We start from the raw sequence: 19,357 nt of genomic DNA, 5'->3' as shown, positions 1-19,357 counted from the left end.
ATGAGCCAGTGGTGGAGTGCGATGGGGCCGCTGGGCTGGCCGCTGGCGCTGTGTTCGCTGCTGGCGCTGGCGCTGATACTTGAGCGTCTCAGTGTTTTTCTGCGTTTGCAGCCGCTGAGCACTGCCGCCGGGCGTGCAGCAGTCAGCGCCTGTCGCACCTGTGAGCGCGAGCACTGCAAAGGCCGTGCGCGCGGTTGGCGTTATGGCCTGGCGTTGTTGCTCAAACACAGCGCCTTGCCAGCGGTGCAGCGCGAAGAGCTGCTCGGCTGCTGGCTGCTGGAGGAACGCCAGCGCCTTAATCGCCAGCTGCGCTTGCTGCAGCTGATCGGCATGCTGGCACCCATGCTCGGCTTGCTCGGCACGGTGCTGGGCATGCTGGAAATGTTTGCCAATATCGCCGGGCAGAACAGCCCGGTCACCCCCGCGCTGCTCGCCGATGGTTTGTGGCAGGCGCTGTACACAACGGTGTGGGGCTTGCTGATCGCCATTCCGGCGCTGGCAGCCGGGCAGGGCTTTGCCTTGTGGTCTGAGCGCTATCTGGAAGGTGTGCAAGCGCTGCTCAATCGCTGTCAGTTGGCGTTGGACGGACTGGAGTTGGAACTGACCGGTAGCCCATTGGCTAACCAGTGGGTGTTGCCATGATTCGTCTGCCCGCGGCCAGCAGCTCCCAGAGCAATCTGTTGCCCGATCTGACGCCGCTGCTCGATGTGATTTTTATCGTGCTGGTGTTCTTTCTGCTGACCGCGCAAACGCCACTGCTGGAGCTGCCCTTGCAGTTGCCGCAGAGTCGCGAGGCGTTGCCCACGGCGAGTGCCGGCAGTGGCGAGCGCATGCAAATACAACTCTCCGCTGACGGGGCTTGGCGCTTTAACGGCGCGCAGCAGGCGGATTTCAGCGCGCTGCGCACTGAACTGAGCGAAGCCTTTGCCGCCGACAACACGGCAGGCTTGGACCTGGCACTGGATCGTCAGGCGCCGTTGTCGGCATTTCTCGATCTGATGGCCTTGCTGCAACAGCAGGGCATTCAGGACAGTCGCATTCTTCTAGAGGCCAATCATGAAACTCCTTAATACTCTGCTCGCCTTCTGCGCGAGCCTGTTGTCCTGTGCCTCGTTAATGGCCGCCGAGCCATTGCCGCAACGCTGGATCAGCTCCGGCGGCTCGCTCAGTGAGTGGGTGGTGGCGCTAGGCGGCGAAAGCCGTCTGGTGGGAGTGGACAGCACCAGTCAGCATCCGCAGTCGCTGCGCGCGTTACCGAGCATCGGCTATCAACGTCAGCTGGCGGCCGAGGGCATGCTGACGCTGCGCCCGGATGTACTTATCGGCAGTGAGGAAATGGGCCCGCCGCCGGTGCTGGCGCAATTGCGCGGCGCGGGTGTGCGGGTGGAAATGCTCTCGGCCAAGGCGGATCTGCCCAGTCTGCTGGCCAGCTTGCGGCGTATCGGCATGCTGCTGGGTGAACCGCAGCGCGCCGAACAGGCCTTTGCGGCCTACCAGCAACGCCTGCAGCAACAGGTCGACTGGTTAGTGACTGCGCAGCGCGAGCAAGCCATGCCAGGGGTGCTGTTGTTGCTCGGACATGCCGGTGGTAGCCCGATGGCGGGCGGTAAGGACACCTCGGCCGATTGGCTGATCGAGCGCGCCGGCGGGCGCAATCTGGCCAGCCATAGCGGTTACAAGGCGCTGTCCACCGAAGCCTTGTTGGCGCTTGATCCGGAGGTGGTGATCATTGCTGATCGCAGTCTTTCCGGTGCTGCCGCGCGTGAGGCGCTGTTGCAGCAGAATCCCGCGCTGGCAGCGACCCGGGCGGCGCGCAATCAACGTTTGTTGATGCTTGACCCGACGCTGCTGGTCGGCGGTCTCGGTCCGCGTTTACCGGATGGGCTGGCGGCCTTGTCCGCAGCCTTTTATCCTGCCAGCCAACCTCTGGTCGCCGAAGCTAAGCCAACGCCATGAATCCTGTTATTCGTCCGCGCTCACTGTTTATCGCACTGAGCCTGCTGCTGGCGCTCGCGCTTTGGTTATCCCTGGCGCTGGGGCCGGTCAGCCTGCCGCTGCTTGACACTCTCAAGGCGGCGTTGCGCCTGCTTGGCCTGGCGCAAGCGGGTGATGACCTTGCCCAGGCCGAACTGATCCTTGGGCAGATTCGTCTGCCGCGTACGCTGCTGGGGTTGCTGGTTGGCGCGGTGCTGGCGCTGTGTGGGGTGGCAATGCAGGGGCTGTTTCGCAACCCGCTGGCCGATCCCGGCCTGATCGGCGTATCCAGCGGCGCGGCCCTCGGCGCGTCGATTGCGATTGTCGGCGGCGCGGCCCTTGGCGGCTTGCCGGAAGCCTTTGCCCCTTATCTGTTGTCGCTGTTTGCCTTTATCGGCGGCCTTGGCGTGACGGCGCTGGTCTATCGCCTGGGCCGGCGTGATGGTGAAACCAATGTGGCGACCATGCTCCTGGCCGGTATCGCGCTGACCGCACTGGCCGGCGCGGCCATCGGTCTGTTCACCTACCTAGCCGATGACGCCACCTTGCGTACTCTGACGTTCTGGAACCTGGGCAGTCTCAATGGTGCCAGTTACGCGCGCCTGTGGCCGTTGCTGCTGGTCACGGCAGCGGTGGCGCTGTGGTTACCACGACGAGCCAAAGCGCTGAATGCCTTGCTGTTGGGCGAGTCCGAGGCTCGCCACCTGGGCTTTGCGGTTGAACGGATCAAGGCCGAGCTGGTGTTCTGCACGGCCCTGGGCGTCGGCGCAGCGGTGGCCGCAGCGGGGATGATTGGCTTTATCGGCTTGGTGGTGCCGCATCTGGTGCGCCTGCTGGTGGGGCCGGATCATCGCGTGCTGTTGCCGGCCTCAGCTCTGGCGGGTGCCAGTCTGTTACTGCTGGCGGATCTGGTAGCGCGGCTAGCATTGGCTCCGGCCGAGTTACCGATTGGTATTGTCACGGCGCTGATTGGCGCGCCGTTCTTCCTTTATCTGTTGTTACGGGGGCGTACCTGATGCTGCGCGCGGAAAATCTGGCGGTACAGCGCGGCCCGTGCACGGTGTTGGCGGATATCAACCTGGAGTTGCGCCCGGGCGAAGTGCTCGGCGTGCTGGGCCCCAATGGCGCCGGCAAGAGCACCTTGCTGGGGGCTTTGTGTGGTGAACTGCAGCCGAGCCACGGCGACGTTTGGCTGGATCAGCGGCGACTGCAGGACTGGCCTGGCAGTGAGCGCGCGCAACGCCTGGCGGTATTGCCGCAGACCTCGACGTTAAACTTCGCCTTTCGTGTGGAGGAAGTGGTGGCAATGGGCCGTTTGCCCCATGCCAGCGGCCAGCTAAAAGATGCGCAGATCATCAAGCAGGCGTTGGAGGCGGCCGATGCGTTACACCTGGCCGGGCGCAGTTACCTGGCGTTATCCGGAGGCGAGCGTCAGCGCGTGCACCTGGCGCGGGTGCTGGCGCAGCTCTGGCCCGGTGGTGAGGGGCAGATGCTGCTGCTCGATGAGCCGACCTCAATGCTCGACCCGCTGCATCAGCACACCACGCTGCAGGCCACGCGCGCCTTCGTTGAGCAAGGCGCGGCGGTGCTGGTGATCCTGCATGATCTGAATCTGGCCGCGCGTTATTGCGACCGCCTGTTACTGCTGGAGCGCGGCCGGCCTCATGCGCTCGGTACGCCTGAGGAAGTCTTGCGCGCTGAGCCGCTACAGGCCGTGTTCGGTCTCGAAGTGCTGGTGCAACAGCATCCAGAGCGCGGTCATCCGTTAATCATTGCCCGCTAAGGTCATAGTTATGCGCATTGTTTTATTGCTGGTTGCCGCGCTGTTAAGTGCTTGTCAGGCTTCGTTACCGGCTTTACCGGCCTGGCAAAGCCCGGAGGGTTTGCAGCATGCCGAACTGGGGCAGATTATCGAGTTGCGTACTGGCGCGCAGCTGACCCCGGCGCAGTTGCTTGAGCGCCTGGCCGTTGCACCCAAGGTGCTGGTGGGCGAACGGCATGACAATCCCGATCACCACGCGCTGCAGCTCTGGCTGTTGCGTGCCCTGGCAGCGCAGCGCCCGCAGGGCAGTCTGCTGTTGGAAATGCTGACGCCGGATCAGCAGGTCAAAGTTGATCAGGTGCGCGCTGCCATCGCGACTGGGCAGGCGCCGCAGGACATGCTCGATGCCCTGGCCTGGCAGCCGGGCTGGGCCTGGTCGCTGTACGGGCCGCTGGTGCAGCATGCTCTGCGTCAGCCTTATCCGCTGCTGGCGGCCAACCTCGAGCGGCGCGAGATCATGCAGATCTATACCCAGGTGCCGCAGCTGCAAGGCCAGGCTTCCACCGCTCAACCGGTGCGCGAGGCGTTGCTCAAGCAGATTCGTCAGTCGCACTGCAACCTGCTGCCGGAAAGCCAGCTACCTGCCATGCTCGCCGTGCAGCAGCAACGCGACCGGCGTATGGCTGAAGCGTTGATCGTGGCACCTGAACCGAGCCTGTTATTTGCTGGCGCATTCCATGCACGCCGCGAGCTGGGCGTGCCGCTGCATTTGCAGGATTTAGGTGCTGCCAAGGGTGTGCAGGTGTTGATTCTGGCGGAGGTTGGTAGCCAGATTACCGCCGCGTCTGCCGATTTCGTTTGGTACACCCCGGCGCAGCCTGAGCAGGACCACTGCGCCAAACTGCGACCCTAGCCCGATTTGCCTGCGGCTGAGCAGGTAGTCTGCGGTTTTCACCGGAGACTGACGATGCCAGCCGCTGCTCACGCCCTACTTACCCGTTACTTCAACGCCCTCAACGAGCGCGACAGCCGCGCCTGCTTGGCTCTGCTCAGTGCCGATGTGCTGCTGGATATCAACCAGGGGCCGCGCGAGCAGGGCGTACAAGCTTTTGCCGACTACTTGGAGCGCAGCCAGCGCTGCTACCGCGAAAGCATCGATAACCTGCAAATCCTCACCGAGCCAAGCGGGCAGCGCGCTGCCTGCGAGTTCACCTTGAGCGGCGAATACTTGAGCACTGACGACGGTTTACCGGATGCCTGTGGCCAGAGCTATCAGCTGACGGGAGCAAGTTTCTTTGAGATTCGCGACGGCAAGATCGCCCGAGTAAGCCAGCATTTCAACCTGCCGGAGTGGCTGGCGCAGGTCGATTTCTAAAGGCAGCTAAGCGTACTTTTCGACAGGTAAAAAAAGACCCGGCAAGAGCCGGGTCAATAACCGTGATTAGCCTGATGAGGAGATAATCTGAAGAGGCCGACTGAAGGTCTCTTAAGCTTATCGGCTGATCTCGCGACCAGTTGTGGTAATAATAACAATTCTCATTTTCAAGTCAACAGTCTTAAGCAAACTTTTTTATCGACCTGCCAGCGACCTGCTCGGCCCATAAACAAACAACCCGACGCAAGGTCGGGTTGTTGATGGTGCAAGGGGGGGTCAGGACGCTTCGGCTGGTAGGCGCAGCTGGGTGACTTCCTTGTTCAGCAGGTCGATACGCTTGGCCATGCTCTCGATCAGGCTGTGGGCAATCCGTGGATTGCTCTGCATCAGGCTGAGGAACTGCTCCTTGGGAATAACCATCACGGTGCAAGGCTCGCTGGCCAGTACAGTGGCGCTGCGCTTCTCGCGGGTGAAAACGGCCATGGCGCCGAAGATTTCATCCTTCTGTACGTCACCGACCTTGTGTCCGTCGACGTACGCTTCGGCATGACCTTCAATGATGATAAATACGTTATCGGCGACATCACCCTGGTGGATCAGCTCTTCGCCCGCAGCAAAATGCTGGAAACCGGTGGATGGGCGAATTTCTGGCTGTTTCAAGCGCGCCAATGCATCAGAAAGCAGGGCGGTATGGCCAATCAAATACTGGATAAACAGTTCCTGGCGCTGCTCGCTGGCATAGATGTGCTTGAACACTTCACTGCGCGAGTAGGGGATCAGGCTCAGTTGCTCTTCGCTGCTGTAACGGCAGCTGGGCATGTCCAAGCCCTGGCGCAGGCCAACCAGGTCGCCTTCCTGCAGATAAAACAGCGGACGTTCGTCGACTACGGCATGCAACAGGCCATTCTCGATGATGAATAGCTGATTGCCCGGCAGCATCTTGGCCAGGTCTTCCGCACGTTCAAGCTGTAGTGGCGATCCAGCAGGTGCAAGCCCATCGAGCAATTGAGTGGGGATGCTTTGTAGTCGGTTGATTAGCTGATCGGCGTAAGCCGGTTGCTCCCCGAGTAAATACATGAGCGAATTTCCTTGAACTGGCTGGGCATACTAAACCGCACGAACGTCCCTAAAACAATAGTTGCCAGCGCGCTTCAGGTAAATCAAAAGCCTGAGAGGTTGTGAGCTAGCTCTTGTTGTGGGGTGAACTTTCATCGAGCTGGCCATTCAGTTCGGCTTTATGCCCGGGTGGCAGTTCGTTCCAGTGCACGTCCAGCAGTGCGCCTTCAATCGCATAAAGCAGCACCTTGGATGCCCTGAAGCCCCGCGCACGTACCGCTCGGTAAGCGCTGACTGCACCCAGGCGGCGTAGGTCATTGGCGCTGTGAATGCCGACTGCGTGTAACCACTGGGCTGAGGTTTTGCCGAGGTTCTTCAGGTGTTGCAGTTCATCGTTCATCAAGCCTCCTTGCGCTGCTGGGCAGTCGTGCGGATGGAGTCAGTTTGGCGTGCCTGCCAGAAAGTGTAGCGGCCAGCGGACAAAGCGTGGCTGTTTGGCATCACGCCATACCTGGTGCAGCTTTGGCTGTAGTTGCAGCAGCGGATCGGCGCCGTTTTGCTGTTCGTAGCGCTGCACGGCAGACCAGGTGCGTAGGTAGCCCAGCAGCTGTTCCAGCGTCCAGCTGATTTCGATTGCCGAGGCGGGCGGGATGAGTGGAGCAAAGGGGTTGTTGATGTCGCGGTAGCCGGCATCGACACTGGCGCGTCCTGCTGGCCAGTAACCGCCGAGGGTATTCCAGTAAAAGTCGTCGATCAGCGCATCCAACTCCTCGTCGATACGCATCAGGCTGTAACACCATGCGCAGAATACGCCGCCAGGTTTGAGTAGGCGGCGCACTTCGCTAAAGAATTCCGGAGTGGCAAACCAGTGCAGCGCCTGTGCCACCACGATCAGATCCAGGTTTTGGCTGGGTAAGGGTTGCGCTTGCGCCTCGGCGACGAACAGTTGCAGTCCTGGTTGATCCGCGCCGGCCTGCAGTTGCTCAAGGCTGGCATCGCAGGCCAGTACCTGCTTGAAATGCTCGCGCAGTGGGCGACTTGCCTGGCCATTGCCACAGGCAATATCCAGTGCCCGCAGGCGTTCTGGGCATTGCGCGGCCAGCCAGGCAAACAGGCTTGCGGGGTAGTGCGGGCGGAAGCTGGCGTAGGCGTCTGCTCGGGCGCCGAACAGTCGGCTAACGTGGTTGTCGCTCAACGGGTGTTGTAGCGCAGGCGGGTGCCGAAATTCACCGACATAAGAATCTCGTCAGCCGTCAGCTCGACCGGGAAGTAGGCCCCGGAAATCTGTGCGTGGGCCAGGCTGGCACCTTCGAGCTGGGCATTGCGCAGGTCGAGGCCGCGCAGGTCGGTGCCGCGAAAGTAGGCGTTGGTGAAGTTGATGCCTTGGGCATCCAGGGCGCGCAGGTCAATACCGCGAAAATCACCGTTGCTCAGATCGACGACTGTGTCCTTGGGCCTTTGCGCATTGAAAGCGGAGATTTGTTCGTTGCGGATCAGGATATACAACGGGTTATCCAGTTGCCGGGGCTGGCTCATGGTGCATCTCCTTATGGGCTCACCGCCATTATAGAAGCCGCGGCGCGCTCTGCTCGCGCCGCAACTATATTGCCCCTTTTTGTATTACAGGCCCGTCAGGCGCTGACGAATGCGCGCGATCAGGGTGTCCAGGCTGGCACTTTCGTGGGTGTCGACGCGCTTGCTGTGCAGCAACTCATCGTCACTCAAGGCCTCGCAGCTGGCCTGTTGGGCGTGTACCACCTCCATGGTGGCGTCAGACGGGTCGTTACCGGCGGCTTTGCGCTGCTCCAGCCAACTGGCGATTACCTCGTCTGGGGCGCTGCATTCCAGAATCAGAAAGGGCGCACCGCAAGCTTCGGCAACCTGGCTGGCGGCTTCGCGCTGTGCTTGCTTCAGATAAGTTGCGTCGATGACTACCGGAAAGCCGGCGTGCAGCGCCGCTTCGGCCAGCTGGTGCAGGCGCTGGTAAGTGGCAGCGCTGGCGTCCTGGGTGTAGATGCCGGCGCTGAGTTTGCCGAGGTCGGCATCCTTCTGCTCGCCGAATAGGCGCTTGCGTTCTACATCCGAGCGCAGGCGAATTGCGCCCAGTGCCTCGACCAGGCGCATGGCGACATGGCTTTTACCCACGGCGGAAACACCATGAGTGATGACCAGGAAGCTCGACGGAATAGCGCTGTAGCTTTCCGCTAGGTTGGCGTAATTGCGGTATTGGCGCAGGGTCACTGCCTTCTGTACGGCATCTGTCTGATGCGCCAGGCTGAATAGCGCAACTTTAGCGCGTACCAAGGCGCGGTAGGCCTTGTAGAAATTCAGCAGCTCCAGGGCGGCGTAATCACCGGTGTGCTCCAACCAGCCATTGACGAAGCGCCAGGCATGGGCCTTGAGGCCGCGGTCTTCCAGGTCCATGGCGAGGAAGGCGGCGTCAGAGGCGATATCGATCAGGCGGAACGGCTCGTTGAACTCGATGCAGTCAAACAGCACCACCTGACCGTCCAGCAATGTGGCGTTCCCTAGGTGAATGTCACCGTGGCATTCGCGGATCGATCCATTGGCCGCGCGCGCGGCCAGCAGCGGCTCAAGGCGTGCGCAGTTGGCTTCGGTCCAGGCTTCCAATGCATCAAGTTGCTGCAGGTCGGCAGCGTCCTTGAGCATTGGGCGGATTTGTTCGAAGTTCTGCCGCATCGGCGCGACGATCGCTTCAGGCGCACACAGTGCATGGTTGGCCGGGACCGCAGGGGTCGAGCCGTGGAACTCGGCAATCTGCTTGGCCAGGGCGTCGATATGCGCTTCGCTCAGTTCGCCGCGCGCCTGCACGTCACTGAGCAGCTGGCTTTGTGGGAACTGACGCATTTTCAGTGCATATTCGATGGCCGAGCCGCTGCCGCCGAGTTGCGGCGCCTCGACGCTGCCGCTGATCGGTAGTACTTCAAGGTAGAGGTCTTGAGTCAGGCGTTGATTGAGACGCAGCTCTTCCTTGCAGAAGTGCTCACGTGCGCTCAGCTCGGTGAAGTCGAGAAAGCCGAAGTTCACGGGTTTCTTGATCTTGTAAGCAAAAGGACCAGTGAGCACCACCCAGGAAATATGGGTCTCGATGACCTGGAACTGCTCCACTGGATGAGGGTAGAGGGCCGGGTTCTGCAGTGCGGCGATCAGAGCTTGGCTCACGGGCGATCCTTGGCGTTGTGCTGAATAAGAGTCGGCCATTATGGCCGCTCAATGCCAGTCTGCAAACCGCTGCGCAGGCCTGCTGGCAAGTGGGCAAAGTGCGTATAATGCCGCGCCATGACTCGTACCCGATCTTCCCGTCCCCGTTCTAAACGCCGTTCCGGCGGTATGCGCCCCTGGTTGGGCTGGGCTATCAAGCTCAGTCTGGTTGGTTTGGTGGTGCTCGCCGTGTTTGCGGTTTACCTCGATGCAGTGGTACAGGAGAAATTCTCCGGTAAGCGCTGGACTGTGCCCGCCAAAGTCTATGCCAGGCCCCTGGAATTGTTCGTTGGGCAAAAATTAGCCAAGACTGACTTTCTTAAGGAGCTGGATGCATTAGGTTATCGCCGTGAGGGCGCGGTAAGTGGCCCCGGTGGCGTTTCGGTGGCGGGTAACAACATTGAGCTGTTTTCGCGTGGCTTCCAGTTTTATGAAAGCAATGAACCTTCGCAGCGTGTTCGTGTGCGTTTTTCGGGTGACTACGTCGCCGGCCTGACTCAAACCGGCGGCGGCAACCTGGCGGTGGCCCGCCTTGAACCACTGCTGATTGGTGGGCTTTATCCTGCGCACCAGGAAGATCGCATCCTGATCAAGATCGATCAGGTGCCGCCTTATCTAGTGGAAACCCTGGTGGCGATTGAAGACCGCGAGTTCTTCAATCACTTTGGCGTGTCGCCCAAGGGCATCGCTCGCGCCGTATGGATCAATGCTACCGCCGGGCAACTGCGCCAGGGCGGCAGTACGCTGACCCAGCAACTGGTGAAAAACTTTTACCTGACCAATGAGCGCAGCCTGTCGCGCAAGGCGACTGAAGCCATGATGGCGGTCTTGCTGGAGCTGCATTACGACAAGAAGGACATTCTCGAGGCCTACCTCAACGAGGTATTCCTCGGTCAGGACGGTCAGCGTGCCGTGCACGGCTTTGGTCTGGCCAGCCAGTACTTCTTCAGTCAGCCGCTGTCCGAGTTGAAGCTTGATCAGGTGGCGCTGCTGGTCGGTATGGTCAAAGGGCCGACTTATTACAATCCGCGGCGTAACCCTGAACGCGCGTTGGAGCGACGCAACCTGGTGCTGGATGTCTTGGCAGAGCAGGGCGTGGCCAGCGTTGAAGAAGTGGAAGCAGCGAAGCAGAAACCGCTGAGCATTACCCAGCGCGGTACTCTGGCGGACAGCTCGTTCCCGGCCTTCCTCGATTTGGTCAAACGTCAGCTGCGTGAGGATTACCAGGAGCAGGATCTGACCGAAGAAGGCCTGCGCATCTTCACCAGCTTCGATCCGATCATGCAACTCAAGGCCGAGAGTGCCTTGGCCGACACCTTGAAACGCCTTTCCGGGCGCAAAGGGGTTGATCAGGTCGAGGCGGGGATGGTCGTGACCAGCCCGGAAAGCGGTGAGGTACAGGCCATTATTGGCAGTCGTCAGCCACGCTTTGCCGGTTTCAACCGGGCGCTGGATGCGGTGCGGCCAATTGGTTCGTTGATCAAGCCTGCGATCTATTTGACGGCGCTGGAGCGGCCCAGCCAATACACCTTGACCAGTTTGCTCGAAGATCAGCCGTTCTCGATCAAAGGGCAGGACGGTCAGGTCTGGAGCCCGCAGAACTACGATCGCAAGGCCCATGGCACGATTTACCTGTACCAGGGCCTGGTCAACTCCTACAACCTGTCGACCGCGAAACTCGGCCTGGAACTTGGTGTGCCAGAGGTGCTGAAGACGCTGGATCGTTTGGGTGTCGAGCAGAAATGGCCTGCGTATCCGTCGATGCTACTGGGCGCTGGCGGGCTCAGCCCGATGAGCGTGGCGAATATGTATCAGACCCTGGCTAATGGTGGTTTCAATACACCGTTGCGCGGTATTCGCAACGTGTTGACGGCCGATGGCGAGCCGCTCAAGCGCTACCCGTATCAAATTCAACAGCGTTTCGACAGCGGCGCCATTTATCTGCTGCAGAACGCCATGCAGCGCACGATGTCAGAAGGCACGGGGCGTTCGGTCTACAGCCAGCTGGCGCGCTCCCTGGCGCTGGCCGGCAAAACCGGTACCAGTAATGACTCTCGTGACAGCTGGTTTGCCGGTTTTAGTCAGGATGTTCTGGCTGTGGTCTGGTTGGGGCGTGATGACAACGGTCCGACTCCGCTAACCGGCGCGACTGGTGCATTGCAGGTGTGGACGGACTTTATGCGCAAGGCCGATCCGCTGCCGCTGGATATGCCGGTGCCGGATAACGTGGTGCAGGCCTGGGTGGATGCCAATAGTGGTCAGGGTACTGACCCGAGTTGTCCGAATGCAGTGCAGATGCCGTATATTCGCGGCAGCCAACCTGTCGCCGGGCCGGCCTGTGGTATTCAGGCACCGGTCAATGAAGTGATGGATTGGGTACGCGGCTGGTTGGATTAAGTGAGAGGGTGTGACGTGAATAAGTGGTTGATTCCAGCTGTAACGGTTTCGTTGATGTTGGCTGGTTGTAGCAGTGTGCCGCGTGGCTCTATCCCGGTAGTTGAGGGCGGTACTGCGGTAGCCGGCGCGCAGTCGGGTACGCCTGGCGGTTACAGCAATCAGAGCGCACAGTCTCAGGCGATGCCGGAAGATTCCGGCGTGGTGGTGATGGTGCCAGGCGGTGGCGGTAGTTCCTCGCCGATTCAGTCGTTCCCGGCAAGCAATGCCCCGCTGGATATCGGCACCACTACGCAGCCGTGGAGTGTCACGCCGCCCGCAACTACTCAAGGCGGCTATGTCGCGCCGGCACCCAGCGGCATTCCAAGCGGCGGTTTGGCCATGGATGAGCAGCTGGATGGTCCGGTTCTGGCCTTGTTGACTACGGCTCAGCAGCAGCAGGGCGGTGGCGATCTGAATGGCGCCGCCTCAAGCCTGGAGCGCGCTCAGCGTATTGCCCCGCGTGAGCCGCAGGTGCTCTATAAGCTTGCCGAAGTTCGTTTGGCTCAAGGCGATGCGGCGCAGGCCGAACAGTTCGCCCGTCGTGGTCTGAGTTATGCCAACGGTCGTCCGGCCTTGCAGGCAAGCTTATGGAATCTTATTGCCCAGGCGCGCGAGCGCCAAGGTGATGCTGCGGGTGCTGCCCAGGCCCGTGAGCAGGCGCGAGTCAGTCTCTGATGGATACGCGTGTGTTGGCTGTGGCAGAGCAGTTGCTGCTGATTGAGCGTGAATTGCGTGTGCAAGGCTGGTGGGAGGCGCAGGCGCCCAGTGCGCAGGCGCTATCCAGCCAGCAGCCGTTTTGTGTCGATACGCTGGCGTTCGAGCAATGGCTGCAGTGGATATTTCTGCCGAGGATGAAGCAGATGCTGGAGGCTGGGGCGGCGTTGCCCAGTGTTTCCGGGATTCAGCCGATGGCCGAGCAGGTGTATGGCGGTCAGGCCAAGAGGGCCAGAGAGTTGATCAAATTGCTGGGTGAATTCGATCAGCTGATTGTTGGCGCGACCTAAGTCGCGCCCATTGGCTTACTTGCAGTTTTCGGCAATCGACTTCTGCGTTTCGCTGATCCGGCTCTGGCGCTCTTCTTCGCTTAGGCGACGCAGTTCACCGTCTACGTCCACGCGTACGCGTGGATTGTTCTGCAATTGTGCGAGGTTGGTGCGCACATCCTCGCAGTATTTTTTGCGTTCCACTTCTCTGGCTGCGACGTCCTGTTTGACCTTCTCATCGATGGCTGCTTGCTCGGGGTCGGCGATGCTCTCAAAGGTTGGCGCAGCTTTCTTTTCTTCTGCGACGGCAGGCTTTGGCGGTGGTGTTGCGGTGTTAATACTGTCGGCGTCTTGGCCTTGTGGTGGCTGTGCGCTGAAGTGTGTAACGCCTTGGGCGTCGACCCACTTGTAAACCTGGCTGGCCATGGCGGTGGCGCTCATGGCGAGCAGCAAGCTGCTGGTGATCATCATGCGACGCATGCTGTTTCCTTATGTTGAGCTGCGATACCTGCTGACTACTATAACCAAAATGTTCGAATCGTCATCCTGCGCTGCGTCACAGCAGAAGATTGCAGATTCAATCACGGATTACTTGACTTGGCAGCTCCGAATCCCAACAATTCCACGCTCGCTGTAGTGGAGTCCGCCGCAAGCAGGCTTTAGCTCAGTAGACATGAGGTGCACACCCGCGCCGACCTGTTACACCCGCAACGCGTTACCTCGCGCTGGGTGGGAAAACCCCGCAACACTTTGGGGTATTCCCAATACTTGCTCAGTAGTAGCTGACGTAGTCGGCGACCACCGTCGCTCATGCTCTGCTGACAGTAAACCTATCTTAGGCCGTCCTCCTTGTTGGGCGGTTTTCTGGCGTTTTAGAGGTGAACAACGTGGAGCTTTTATCCGGCGCTGAAATGGTCGTCCGCTTTTTGCGTGACGAAGGCGTTAAGAACATCTATGGGTACCCGGGCGGTGCTCTTCTACACATCTACGATGCCCTGTTCAAAGAGCCGGAAGTTCAGCACATTCTGGTTCGTCACGAACAAGCGGCAACCCATATGGCTGACGGCTATGCCCGTGCCACCGGCAAAGCCGGTGTGGTGCTGGTAACGTCTGGTCCTGGCGCGACCAATGCCATCACCGGTATTGCCACCGCCTACATGGACTCCATTCCGATGGTGGTGTTGTCTGGCCAGGTTCCAAGCACCATGGTCGGCACCGATGCCTTCCAGGAAACCGACATGATCGGTATCTCCCGGCCGATCGTGAAGCACAGCTTTATGATCAAGCACGCCTCGGAAATTCCGGAAGTCCTGAAGAAAGCCTTCTATCTGGCGCAATCCGGCCGTCCAGGCCCGGTGGTTGTGGATATTCCCAAGGACATGACTAACCCGGCTGAGAAGTTCGAGTACGTTTATCCGAAGAAGGTCAAGCTTCGTTCCTACAGTCCTGCTCTGCGCGGTCACTCCGGGCAGATCCGCAAGGCTGCCGAGTTGCTGCTGACGGCTAAGCGCCCAGTCATCTACTCCGGTGGTGGCGTGATCATGGGTGGTGCTGCGGCGCCGCTGACTGAGCTGGCGCAAATGCTCAACCTGCCAGTCACCAACACCCTGATGGGCTTGGGCGGCTATCCAGGCACCGATCGTCAGTTCCTTGGCATGCTCGGTATGCATGGCAGCTACACCGCTAACTTGGCGATGCACCACGCTGATGTGATTTTGGCTGTTGGCGCACGCTTCGATGATCGGGTGATCAACGGCGCGAGCAAGTTCTGCCCGAATGCCAAGATCATTCACGTCGATATCGATCCTGCGTCCATCTCCAAGACGATCAAGGCCGATATCCCAATCGTCGGCCCGGTTGATAGCGTGATGACCGAAATGGTCGCCATCCTTAAAGAGATCGGCGAGCAGCTGAACAAGGATGCGCTGGCGAGCTGGTGGAAGCAGATCGAAGAGTGGCGCGGTGGTCGCATCATGTTCCCTTACGACAAGGGTGACGGCAGCATCATCAAGCCGCAAACCGTGATTGAGACGCTGTCCGAAGTCACCGGTGGCGACGCGTTCGTGACTTCCGATGTTGGTCAGCACCAGATGTTTGCTGCCCAGTATTACCGCTTCAACAAGCCGAACCGTTGGATCAACTCTGGCGGCCTGGGCACCATGGGCTTTGGTTTCCCCGCAGCCATGGGCGTCAAGTTGAGCTTCCCGGATGACGAAGTCGCCTGCGTTACTGGTGAAGGTAGCATCCAGATGAACATCCAGGAGCTGTCCACCTGCCTGCAGTACGGTTTGCCGGTGAAGATCGTCAACCTGAACAACGGTGCGCTGGGTATGGTGCGCCAGTGGCAGGACATGAACTACGGTAGCCGCCACTCGCATTCCTATATGGAATCGTTGCCGGACTTCGTCAAGCTGGCCGAGGCCTATGGCCATGTCGGCATGCGCATCACTGATCTGAAGGATCTAAAACCGAAGATGGAGGAAGCCTTTGCGATGAAAGATCGCTTGGTGTTCCTCGATATTCAGGTTGATACCAGTGAGCACGTCTACCCGATGCAGATCAAAGACGGTGCAATGCGCGATATGTGGCTGAGCAAGACGGAGCGTACCTAATCATGCGACACATTATTTCCCTGCTGCTGGAAAACGAGCCCGGCGCATTGTCCCGCGTGGTGGGTCTGTTCTCGCAGCGCAACTACAACATCGAAAGCTTAACCGTGGCGCCGACCGAGGACCCGACTCTGTCGCGTCTGACGCTAACCACTGTTGGCCATGATGAGGTCATCGAGCAGATCACCAAAAACCTCAACAAGCTGGTCGAGGTGGTAAAACTGGTCGACCTGTCGGAAAGCGCTCACGTCGAGCGCGAGCTGATGCTGGTCAAGGTCAAGGCTACCGGCGCTCAGCGTGCCGAGGTCAAACGCACCACCGATATCTTCCGTGGCCAGATCGTCGATGTGACCAGTAGCGTATACACCATCCAGTTGGCTGGTACGAGCGACAAGCTCGACAGCTTTATCCAGGCCATTGGCACCACGTCGATTCTGGAAACCGTGCGCAGTGGTGTCACCGGTATTGCACGTGGCGATAAGGTACTGAGCATCTGATCGCGCTGTACTGAAAAACGAAAAGCCCTCGGGGGATATCTCCTGGGGGCTTTTTGCTTTTCGGGGTAAGGGCTCCGCGCATGGCGCAGCGATTATTTAGCGTTGGCGGTTCCAGAACGCGTTGATCAACGGCTCTTTCAAGCGTTTCTCCAGCGCGAACAGGCCGATATCGTAGGCAGCCAGTGGCGGCTGAATATCATAGATGCGGATGCGTGCGGTCAGCGGGCTGTTGTCGAGGACAATTTGCGGTGCCACGCCAATGCCAAAACCTAGGCTCACCATGCTGACGATGGCTTCGTTACCGCTCACCTGGGCGTAAATACGCGGTTTGATGTTGTGGTTTTTTAACCATCGATCGGTGCGGGTTCGGGCGAGGCCTTCTTCTGAGAGAATCATCGGTACGTCCCTCCAGGTATCCGCGTCGGGGTGTTTCAGTTGTTCCTCGGTTAGCAGCTGGGGCGACAGTGGGCCGATAAAGCACAGTGCAGAGCGGGCAATGGATTGAAACGCGATACCGGTCGGTAGGCTGTCGGGGCGGGCGCCGATGGCCAGGTCCTCCAGCCCTTCCTGCACCCGCTCGACGGCCTTTGCCGGGTCGCCGGTGTGCAGCTTCATTTCGATGCGAGGATAGTCCTGGCGAAAGCTGCTCAAGATGTCGTAGAGGAAGCTGTAGCTGGCTGTTACCGAACAGTAGAGGGAGAGCTCACCGTGAAGGATTAACTGATCCTGCTTGAAGGTCTGGCGAATGGCTTGCCAGCCGTTCATGACTTCGCTCGCGTACTCGCGGAACTGTTGTCCTTCGCGGGTCAGGCGCACTGAGCGGTTGTCGCGCAGAAACAGCGGTGCGCCTAGTTCATCCTCTAGCTGCTTGATGCTGCGGCTCAGTGCTGAAGGGCTGACATGCAGCTCGCGGCTGGTTTTGCCAAAGTGCAGGTTGTCAGCTAGCGAAAGGAAAAGCCGCAGGGCGTGGCTGTCCATAGTTTGTTTCACTTATCGGCATGTTGTGTTGCAAATATATCATTTTACGCAATGGGACGGATCACTTAAGGTGTCTTCGTCGCGGTGCATGCACCCAATCCCTTTCGATTATAAAGAGCCAAGAACATGAAAGTTTATTACGACAAAGACTGTGACCTCTCGATCATCCAGGGTAAGAAAGTTGCCATCATTGGCTACGGCTCCCAGGGCCACGCTCAAGCGTGCAACTTGAAAGACTCCGGTGTTGACGTGACTGTTGGCCTGCGTAAAGGCTCGGCCACCGTTGCTAAGGCTGAAGCCCATGGTCTGAAAGTGGCTGACGTGGCCACTGCTGTTGCCGGTGCTGACCTGGTGATGATCCTGACTCCGGACGAGTTCCAGTCCCAGCTGTACAAGAACGAAATCGAGCCGAACATCAAGAAGGGTGCAACCCTGGCCTTCTCGCACGGCTTCGCGATTCACTACAACCAGGTTGTGCCACGTGCCGATCTTGACGTGATCATGATCGCGCCGAAGGCTCCAGGCCACACTGTACGTACCGAGTTCGTCAAAGGCGGCGGTATTCCTGATCTGATCGCTATCTATCAGGATGCCTCTGGCAACGCTAAGAACGTTGCGCTGTCTTACGCTTCGGGCGTTGGCGGTGGCCGTACCGGTATCATCGAAACGACCTTCAAAGACGAAACTGAAACCGACCTGTTCGGCGAGCAAGCTGTACTGTGCGGTGGTACCGTTGAACTGGTTAAAGCGGGCTTCGAAACCCTGGTTGAAGCTGGCTACGCGCCAGAAATGGCCTATTTCGAGTGCCTGCACGAACTGAAGCTGATCGTTGATCTCATGTATGAAGGCGGTATCGCCAACATGAACTATTCGATCTCCAACAACGCTGAATACGGCGAATACGTGACCGGGCCAGAAGTCATCAACGCCGAGTCTCGTCAGGCCATGCGTAACGCTCTGAAGCGTATTCAGGACGGCGAATACGCCAAGATGTTCATCAGTGAAGGCGCTACTGGCTATCCTTCGATGACTGCTAAGCGTCGTAACAACGCTGCTCACGGTATCGAAATCATTGGCGAGCAACTGCGCTCGATGATGCCGTGGATTGGTGCCAACAAAATCGTCGACAAAGCCAAGAACTAAGGGTTTATGACGTAAGAAAAACGCGGCCAAGGCCGCGTTTTTTCATTGTGCGGCAACGCTTCTGGTATAAAGCCTGAGTGTTGCATGGGCGCTGCTATGAACCGTTGTTGTCAGCGCTTGTCGAAATTCTCCAAATCCGTTGCAAGGTGTTGTTCATGAATGAACGTCCAGATGAGCCGCAGTCTCCCGTCGACGCTGAAAGTTTGCTGCCAATCGATGAGCATATAGAAGAGGGGCATGACGCCGAAGGGCGCAAGGTTCGTCATCGCGGTATTTATCTGCTGCCTAACCTGTTTACTACGGCCAACCTGTTTGCAGGGTTCTACGCCATCATCAATGCCATGAACGGCAACTTCTATGTGTCTGCCGCGGCCGTGTTTGTTGCCATGGTGCTGGATGGGCTTGACGGGCGCGTGGCGCGCCTGACCAATACTCAGAGCGCCTTTGGTGCTGAGTATGACTCGCTGTCCGATATGGTTGCCTTCGGTGTGGCACCGGCTCTGCTCGCGTTTGAGTGGGCACTGGGGAGTATGGGCAAGGTGGGCTGGATGGTTGCCTTCATTTATGTAGCGGGTGCTGCACTGCGTTTGGCGCGTTTCAATACGCAAATAGGCAGCACGGATAAGCGTTACTTTATTGGTTTGGCCAGTCCTGCGGCGGCAGGTGTGGTTGCCGGTACGGTATGGGCCTTTAGTGATTTTGGTATCAAGGGATCGAATATGGCCTTTGCGGTTGCAATCCTGGTCGCTGCTGCGGGCATGCTTATGGTCAGCAATATCAAGTACAACAGCTTTAAGGATCTTGATCTAAAAGGACGCGTACCTTTTGTGGCGATCCTGGCGGTGGTGCTTGTGTTTGCTGTGGTGTTCAGTGATCCGCCTCGGATTCTGCTGATCATCTTCCTGGCATACGCCGCCTCGGGGCCGATTCAGTACCTGCTGCGCTTGCGTCGCGGTAAAAGCGCCTAGCAACGGCGTAGTGGGTTCGACAAAGCCGTTGAAGCGTCAGCTTCAACGGCTTTGTCGTTTCTGCAGACGACGCGGTTCTGGGGCTGACGGCCTGGATGTTGGTGGTTATTGCAACAAAAGCATAACAATCGATTGACCTGCGTTTCATTGTCCCTATAATGCGCAGCTCTTCAGGCGTATGCGGCTCCTTAAACTTCTTATAAAACAAGAAGTTAGATTTAAAAAGGGGTTGCAAAGCAGCGAAAGCTGCGTAGAATGCGCCTCCTCTTCGGGGTGATGTGTTTAGGTCTGAAGGGGGTCGGTCAAGTTGATCGGAGGCGGTAAAAGATGCGGTTGACAGCGGTTTGAAACGCT

21 protein-coding genes are annotated in these 19,357 nt (G+C 59.0%); 14 read left to right on the top strand and 7 right to left on the bottom strand.

Features of this window, described 5'->3' with window-relative positions:
- Genes ACIGEK_RS20990 through ACIGEK_RS20960 form a run of 7 tightly spaced genes read left to right on the top strand, consistent with a single transcriptional unit; the run spans window position 1 to window position 5,111 of the window.
- Window positions 1–642: a MotA/TolQ/ExbB proton channel family protein gene (locus tag ACIGEK_RS20990; protein WP_397495181.1), complete on the top strand. Its 642-nt coding sequence runs from the start codon at window positions 1–3 to the stop codon at window positions 640–642.
- Entirely contained in the window at window positions 639–1,070 is a 432-nt protein-coding gene (locus tag ACIGEK_RS20985) for an ExbD/TolR family protein (RefSeq protein ID WP_397495180.1), read from the top strand. Before ACIGEK_RS20990 ends, ACIGEK_RS20985 begins: the two co-directional genes overlap by 4 nt.
- Window positions 1,057–1,956, top strand: coding sequence for a hemin ABC transporter substrate-binding protein (locus tag ACIGEK_RS20980; protein ID WP_397495179.1), 900 nt, complete (start codon window positions 1,057–1,059; stop codon window positions 1,954–1,956). The genes ACIGEK_RS20985 and ACIGEK_RS20980 overlap by 14 nt, the downstream gene beginning before the upstream one ends.
- Entirely contained in the window at window positions 1,953–2,990 is a 1,038-nt protein-coding gene (locus ACIGEK_RS20975; RefSeq protein ID WP_397495178.1) for a FecCD family ABC transporter permease, read from the top strand. Before ACIGEK_RS20980 ends, ACIGEK_RS20975 begins: the two co-directional genes overlap by 4 nt.
- Window positions 2,990–3,757, top strand: coding sequence for a heme ABC transporter ATP-binding protein (locus tag ACIGEK_RS20970; RefSeq protein ID WP_090243844.1), 768 nt, complete (start codon window positions 2,990–2,992; stop codon window positions 3,755–3,757). Before ACIGEK_RS20975 ends, ACIGEK_RS20970 begins: the two co-directional genes overlap by 1 nt.
- Before the next feature lie 10 nt (window positions 3,758–3,767).
- A complete protein-coding gene (locus tag ACIGEK_RS20965) occupies window positions 3,768–4,649 on the top strand; it encodes a ChaN family lipoprotein (protein WP_397495177.1) in 882 nt (293 codons plus the stop codon).
- Between the two features lie 54 nt (window positions 4,650–4,703).
- The gene (locus ACIGEK_RS20960; protein ID WP_397495176.1) at window positions 4,704–5,111 is read left to right on the top strand and encodes a nuclear transport factor 2 family protein; all 408 of its coding nucleotides are present in this window, start codon (window positions 4,704–4,706) and stop codon (window positions 5,109–5,111) included.
- 276 nt (window positions 5,112–5,387) lie between these two features.
- Here ACIGEK_RS20960 and ACIGEK_RS20955 read toward each other — a convergent pair whose 3' ends face one another.
- The 5 genes from ACIGEK_RS20955 to ACIGEK_RS20935 form a co-directional block, all read right to left on the bottom strand.
- Window positions 5,388–6,188, bottom strand: coding sequence for a Crp/Fnr family transcriptional regulator (locus tag ACIGEK_RS20955; RefSeq protein WP_397495175.1), 801 nt, complete (start codon window positions 6,186–6,188; stop codon window positions 5,388–5,390).
- A gap of 106 nt (window positions 6,189–6,294) precedes the next feature.
- Window positions 6,295–6,567 carry a TfoX/Sxy family protein gene (locus ACIGEK_RS20950; protein WP_275961632.1) on the bottom strand — a complete coding sequence of 91 codons (273 nt, stop codon included), beginning with the start codon at window positions 6,565–6,567 and terminating at the stop codon, window positions 6,295–6,297.
- A 39-nt stretch (window positions 6,568–6,606) separates the two neighbouring features.
- Window positions 6,607–7,362 carry a class I SAM-dependent methyltransferase gene (locus ACIGEK_RS20945; RefSeq protein WP_397495174.1) on the bottom strand — a complete coding sequence of 252 codons (756 nt, stop codon included), beginning with the start codon at window positions 7,360–7,362 and terminating at the stop codon, window positions 6,607–6,609.
- On the bottom strand, window positions 7,359–7,703 hold the full coding sequence (locus ACIGEK_RS20940; protein WP_397495173.1) for a pentapeptide repeat-containing protein: 345 nt from the start codon (window positions 7,701–7,703) through the stop codon (window positions 7,359–7,361). Before ACIGEK_RS20940 ends, ACIGEK_RS20945 begins: the two co-directional genes overlap by 4 nt.
- An 84-nt stretch (window positions 7,704–7,787) precedes the next feature.
- Complete coding sequence (locus ACIGEK_RS20935) at window positions 7,788–9,350, bottom strand: AAA family ATPase (RefSeq protein WP_397495172.1); 1,563 nt, start codon at window positions 9,348–9,350, stop codon at window positions 7,788–7,790.
- A 117-nt stretch (window positions 9,351–9,467) separates the two neighbouring features.
- On the opposite strand from ACIGEK_RS20935, the gene mrcB reads away from it, so the two are divergent.
- The 3 genes from mrcB to ACIGEK_RS20920 are packed head-to-tail and all read left to right on the top strand — an operon-like array spanning window position 9,468 to window position 12,829.
- Window positions 9,468–11,786, top strand: coding sequence for a penicillin-binding protein 1B (gene mrcB, locus ACIGEK_RS20930; protein WP_397495171.1), 2,319 nt, complete (start codon window positions 9,468–9,470; stop codon window positions 11,784–11,786).
- A 15-nt stretch (window positions 11,787–11,801) separates the two neighbouring features.
- Window positions 11,802–12,500, top strand: a complete 699-nt coding sequence (locus ACIGEK_RS20925; RefSeq protein ID WP_397495170.1) for a tetratricopeptide repeat protein — start codon at window positions 11,802–11,804, stop codon at window positions 12,498–12,500.
- A complete protein-coding gene (locus ACIGEK_RS20920) occupies window positions 12,500–12,829 on the top strand; it encodes a YqcC family protein (RefSeq protein WP_397495169.1) in 330 nt (109 codons plus the stop codon). Before ACIGEK_RS20925 ends, ACIGEK_RS20920 begins: the two co-directional genes overlap by 1 nt.
- Before the next feature lie 15 nt (window positions 12,830–12,844).
- Here the strand turns inward: ACIGEK_RS20920 and ACIGEK_RS20915 are convergent, their stop codons facing one another.
- The gene (locus ACIGEK_RS20915; RefSeq protein WP_397495168.1) at window positions 12,845–13,288 is read right to left on the bottom strand and encodes a DUF4124 domain-containing protein; all 444 of its coding nucleotides are present in this window, start codon (window positions 13,286–13,288) and stop codon (window positions 12,845–12,847) included.
- A 407-nt stretch (window positions 13,289–13,695) separates the two neighbouring features.
- Between ACIGEK_RS20915 and ACIGEK_RS20910 the strand changes: the two genes are divergently transcribed.
- Window positions 13,696–15,420 carry an acetolactate synthase 3 large subunit gene (locus ACIGEK_RS20910; RefSeq protein WP_090256048.1) on the top strand — a complete coding sequence of 575 codons (1,725 nt, stop codon included), beginning with the start codon at window positions 13,696–13,698 and terminating at the stop codon, window positions 15,418–15,420.
- A gap of 2 nt (window positions 15,421–15,422) precedes the next feature.
- Complete coding sequence (ilvN, locus tag ACIGEK_RS20905) at window positions 15,423–15,914, top strand: acetolactate synthase small subunit (RefSeq protein ID WP_108488665.1); 492 nt, start codon at window positions 15,423–15,425, stop codon at window positions 15,912–15,914.
- A gap of 96 nt (window positions 15,915–16,010) precedes the next feature.
- On the opposite strand, the gene ilvY is transcribed toward ilvN, so the two are convergent.
- Window positions 16,011–16,892, bottom strand: coding sequence for an HTH-type transcriptional activator IlvY (ilvY, locus tag ACIGEK_RS20900; RefSeq protein ID WP_397495167.1), 882 nt, complete (start codon window positions 16,890–16,892; stop codon window positions 16,011–16,013).
- A 126-nt stretch (window positions 16,893–17,018) separates the two neighbouring features.
- Between ilvY and ilvC the strand changes: the two genes are divergently transcribed.
- Together ilvC and pssA are read left to right on the top strand one after the other, a co-directional pair.
- Window positions 17,019–18,035 (top strand): ketol-acid reductoisomerase, encoded by a 1,017-nt coding sequence (gene ilvC / locus ACIGEK_RS20895; RefSeq protein ID WP_304869596.1) that lies wholly within the window; start codon window positions 17,019–17,021, stop codon window positions 18,033–18,035.
- A 155-nt stretch (window positions 18,036–18,190) separates the two neighbouring features.
- On the top strand, window positions 18,191–19,003 hold the full coding sequence (gene pssA / locus ACIGEK_RS20890) for a CDP-diacylglycerol--serine O-phosphatidyltransferase (RefSeq protein WP_397495166.1): 813 nt from the start codon (window positions 18,191–18,193) through the stop codon (window positions 19,001–19,003).
- The last annotated feature ends 354 nt before the right edge of the window (window positions 19,004–19,357 follow it).

Source organism: Pseudomonas sp. NPDC079086, assembly GCF_044542155.1.
Classification (GTDB): domain Bacteria; phylum Pseudomonadota; class Gammaproteobacteria; order Pseudomonadales; family Pseudomonadaceae; genus Aquipseudomonas.
This window is presented reverse-complemented; position numbering and strand designations above follow the sequence as displayed.

Excerpts from the sequence above, each read along its gene's own strand:
- ACIGEK_RS20960 (WP_397495176.1), top strand. The coding sequence starts at position 4,704 with ATGCCAGCCGCTGCTCACGCCCTACTTACCCGTTACTTCAACGCCCTC.
- pssA (WP_397495166.1), top strand. The coding sequence starts at position 18,191 with ATGAATGAACGTCCAGATGAGCCGCAGTCTCCCGTCGACGCTGAAAGT.
- ACIGEK_RS20920 (WP_397495169.1), top strand. The coding sequence starts at position 12,500 with ATGGATACGCGTGTGTTGGCTGTGGCAGAGCAGTTGCTGCTGATTGAG.
- ilvY (WP_397495167.1), bottom strand. The coding sequence starts at position 16,892 with ATGGACAGCCACGCCCTGCGGCTTTTCCTTTCGCTAGCTGACAACCTG.
- ACIGEK_RS20915 (WP_397495168.1), bottom strand. The coding sequence starts at position 13,288 with ATGCGTCGCATGATGATCACCAGCAGCTTGCTGCTCGCCATGAGCGCC.
- ilvN (WP_108488665.1), top strand. The coding sequence starts at position 15,423 with ATGCGACACATTATTTCCCTGCTGCTGGAAAACGAGCCCGGCGCATTG.
- ACIGEK_RS20940 (WP_397495173.1), bottom strand. The coding sequence starts at position 7,703 with ATGAGCCAGCCCCGGCAACTGGATAACCCGTTGTATATCCTGATCCGC.
- ACIGEK_RS20970 (WP_090243844.1), top strand. The coding sequence starts at position 2,990 with ATGCTGCGCGCGGAAAATCTGGCGGTACAGCGCGGCCCGTGCACGGTG.
- ACIGEK_RS20980 (WP_397495179.1), top strand. The coding sequence starts at position 1,057 with ATGAAACTCCTTAATACTCTGCTCGCCTTCTGCGCGAGCCTGTTGTCC.
- ACIGEK_RS20950 (WP_275961632.1), bottom strand. The coding sequence starts at position 6,567 with ATGAACGATGAACTGCAACACCTGAAGAACCTCGGCAAAACCTCAGCC.
- ACIGEK_RS20955 (WP_397495175.1), bottom strand. The coding sequence starts at position 6,188 with ATGTATTTACTCGGGGAGCAACCGGCTTACGCCGATCAGCTAATCAAC.
- mrcB (WP_397495171.1), top strand. The coding sequence starts at position 9,468 with ATGACTCGTACCCGATCTTCCCGTCCCCGTTCTAAACGCCGTTCCGGC.
- ACIGEK_RS20985 (WP_397495180.1), top strand. The coding sequence starts at position 639 with ATGATTCGTCTGCCCGCGGCCAGCAGCTCCCAGAGCAATCTGTTGCCC.
- ACIGEK_RS20975 (WP_397495178.1), top strand. The coding sequence starts at position 1,953 with ATGAATCCTGTTATTCGTCCGCGCTCACTGTTTATCGCACTGAGCCTG.
- ACIGEK_RS20965 (WP_397495177.1), top strand. The coding sequence starts at position 3,768 with ATGCGCATTGTTTTATTGCTGGTTGCCGCGCTGTTAAGTGCTTGTCAG.
- ACIGEK_RS20990 (WP_397495181.1), top strand. The coding sequence starts at position 1 with ATGAGCCAGTGGTGGAGTGCGATGGGGCCGCTGGGCTGGCCGCTGGCG.
- ilvC (WP_304869596.1), top strand. The coding sequence starts at position 17,019 with ATGAAAGTTTATTACGACAAAGACTGTGACCTCTCGATCATCCAGGGT.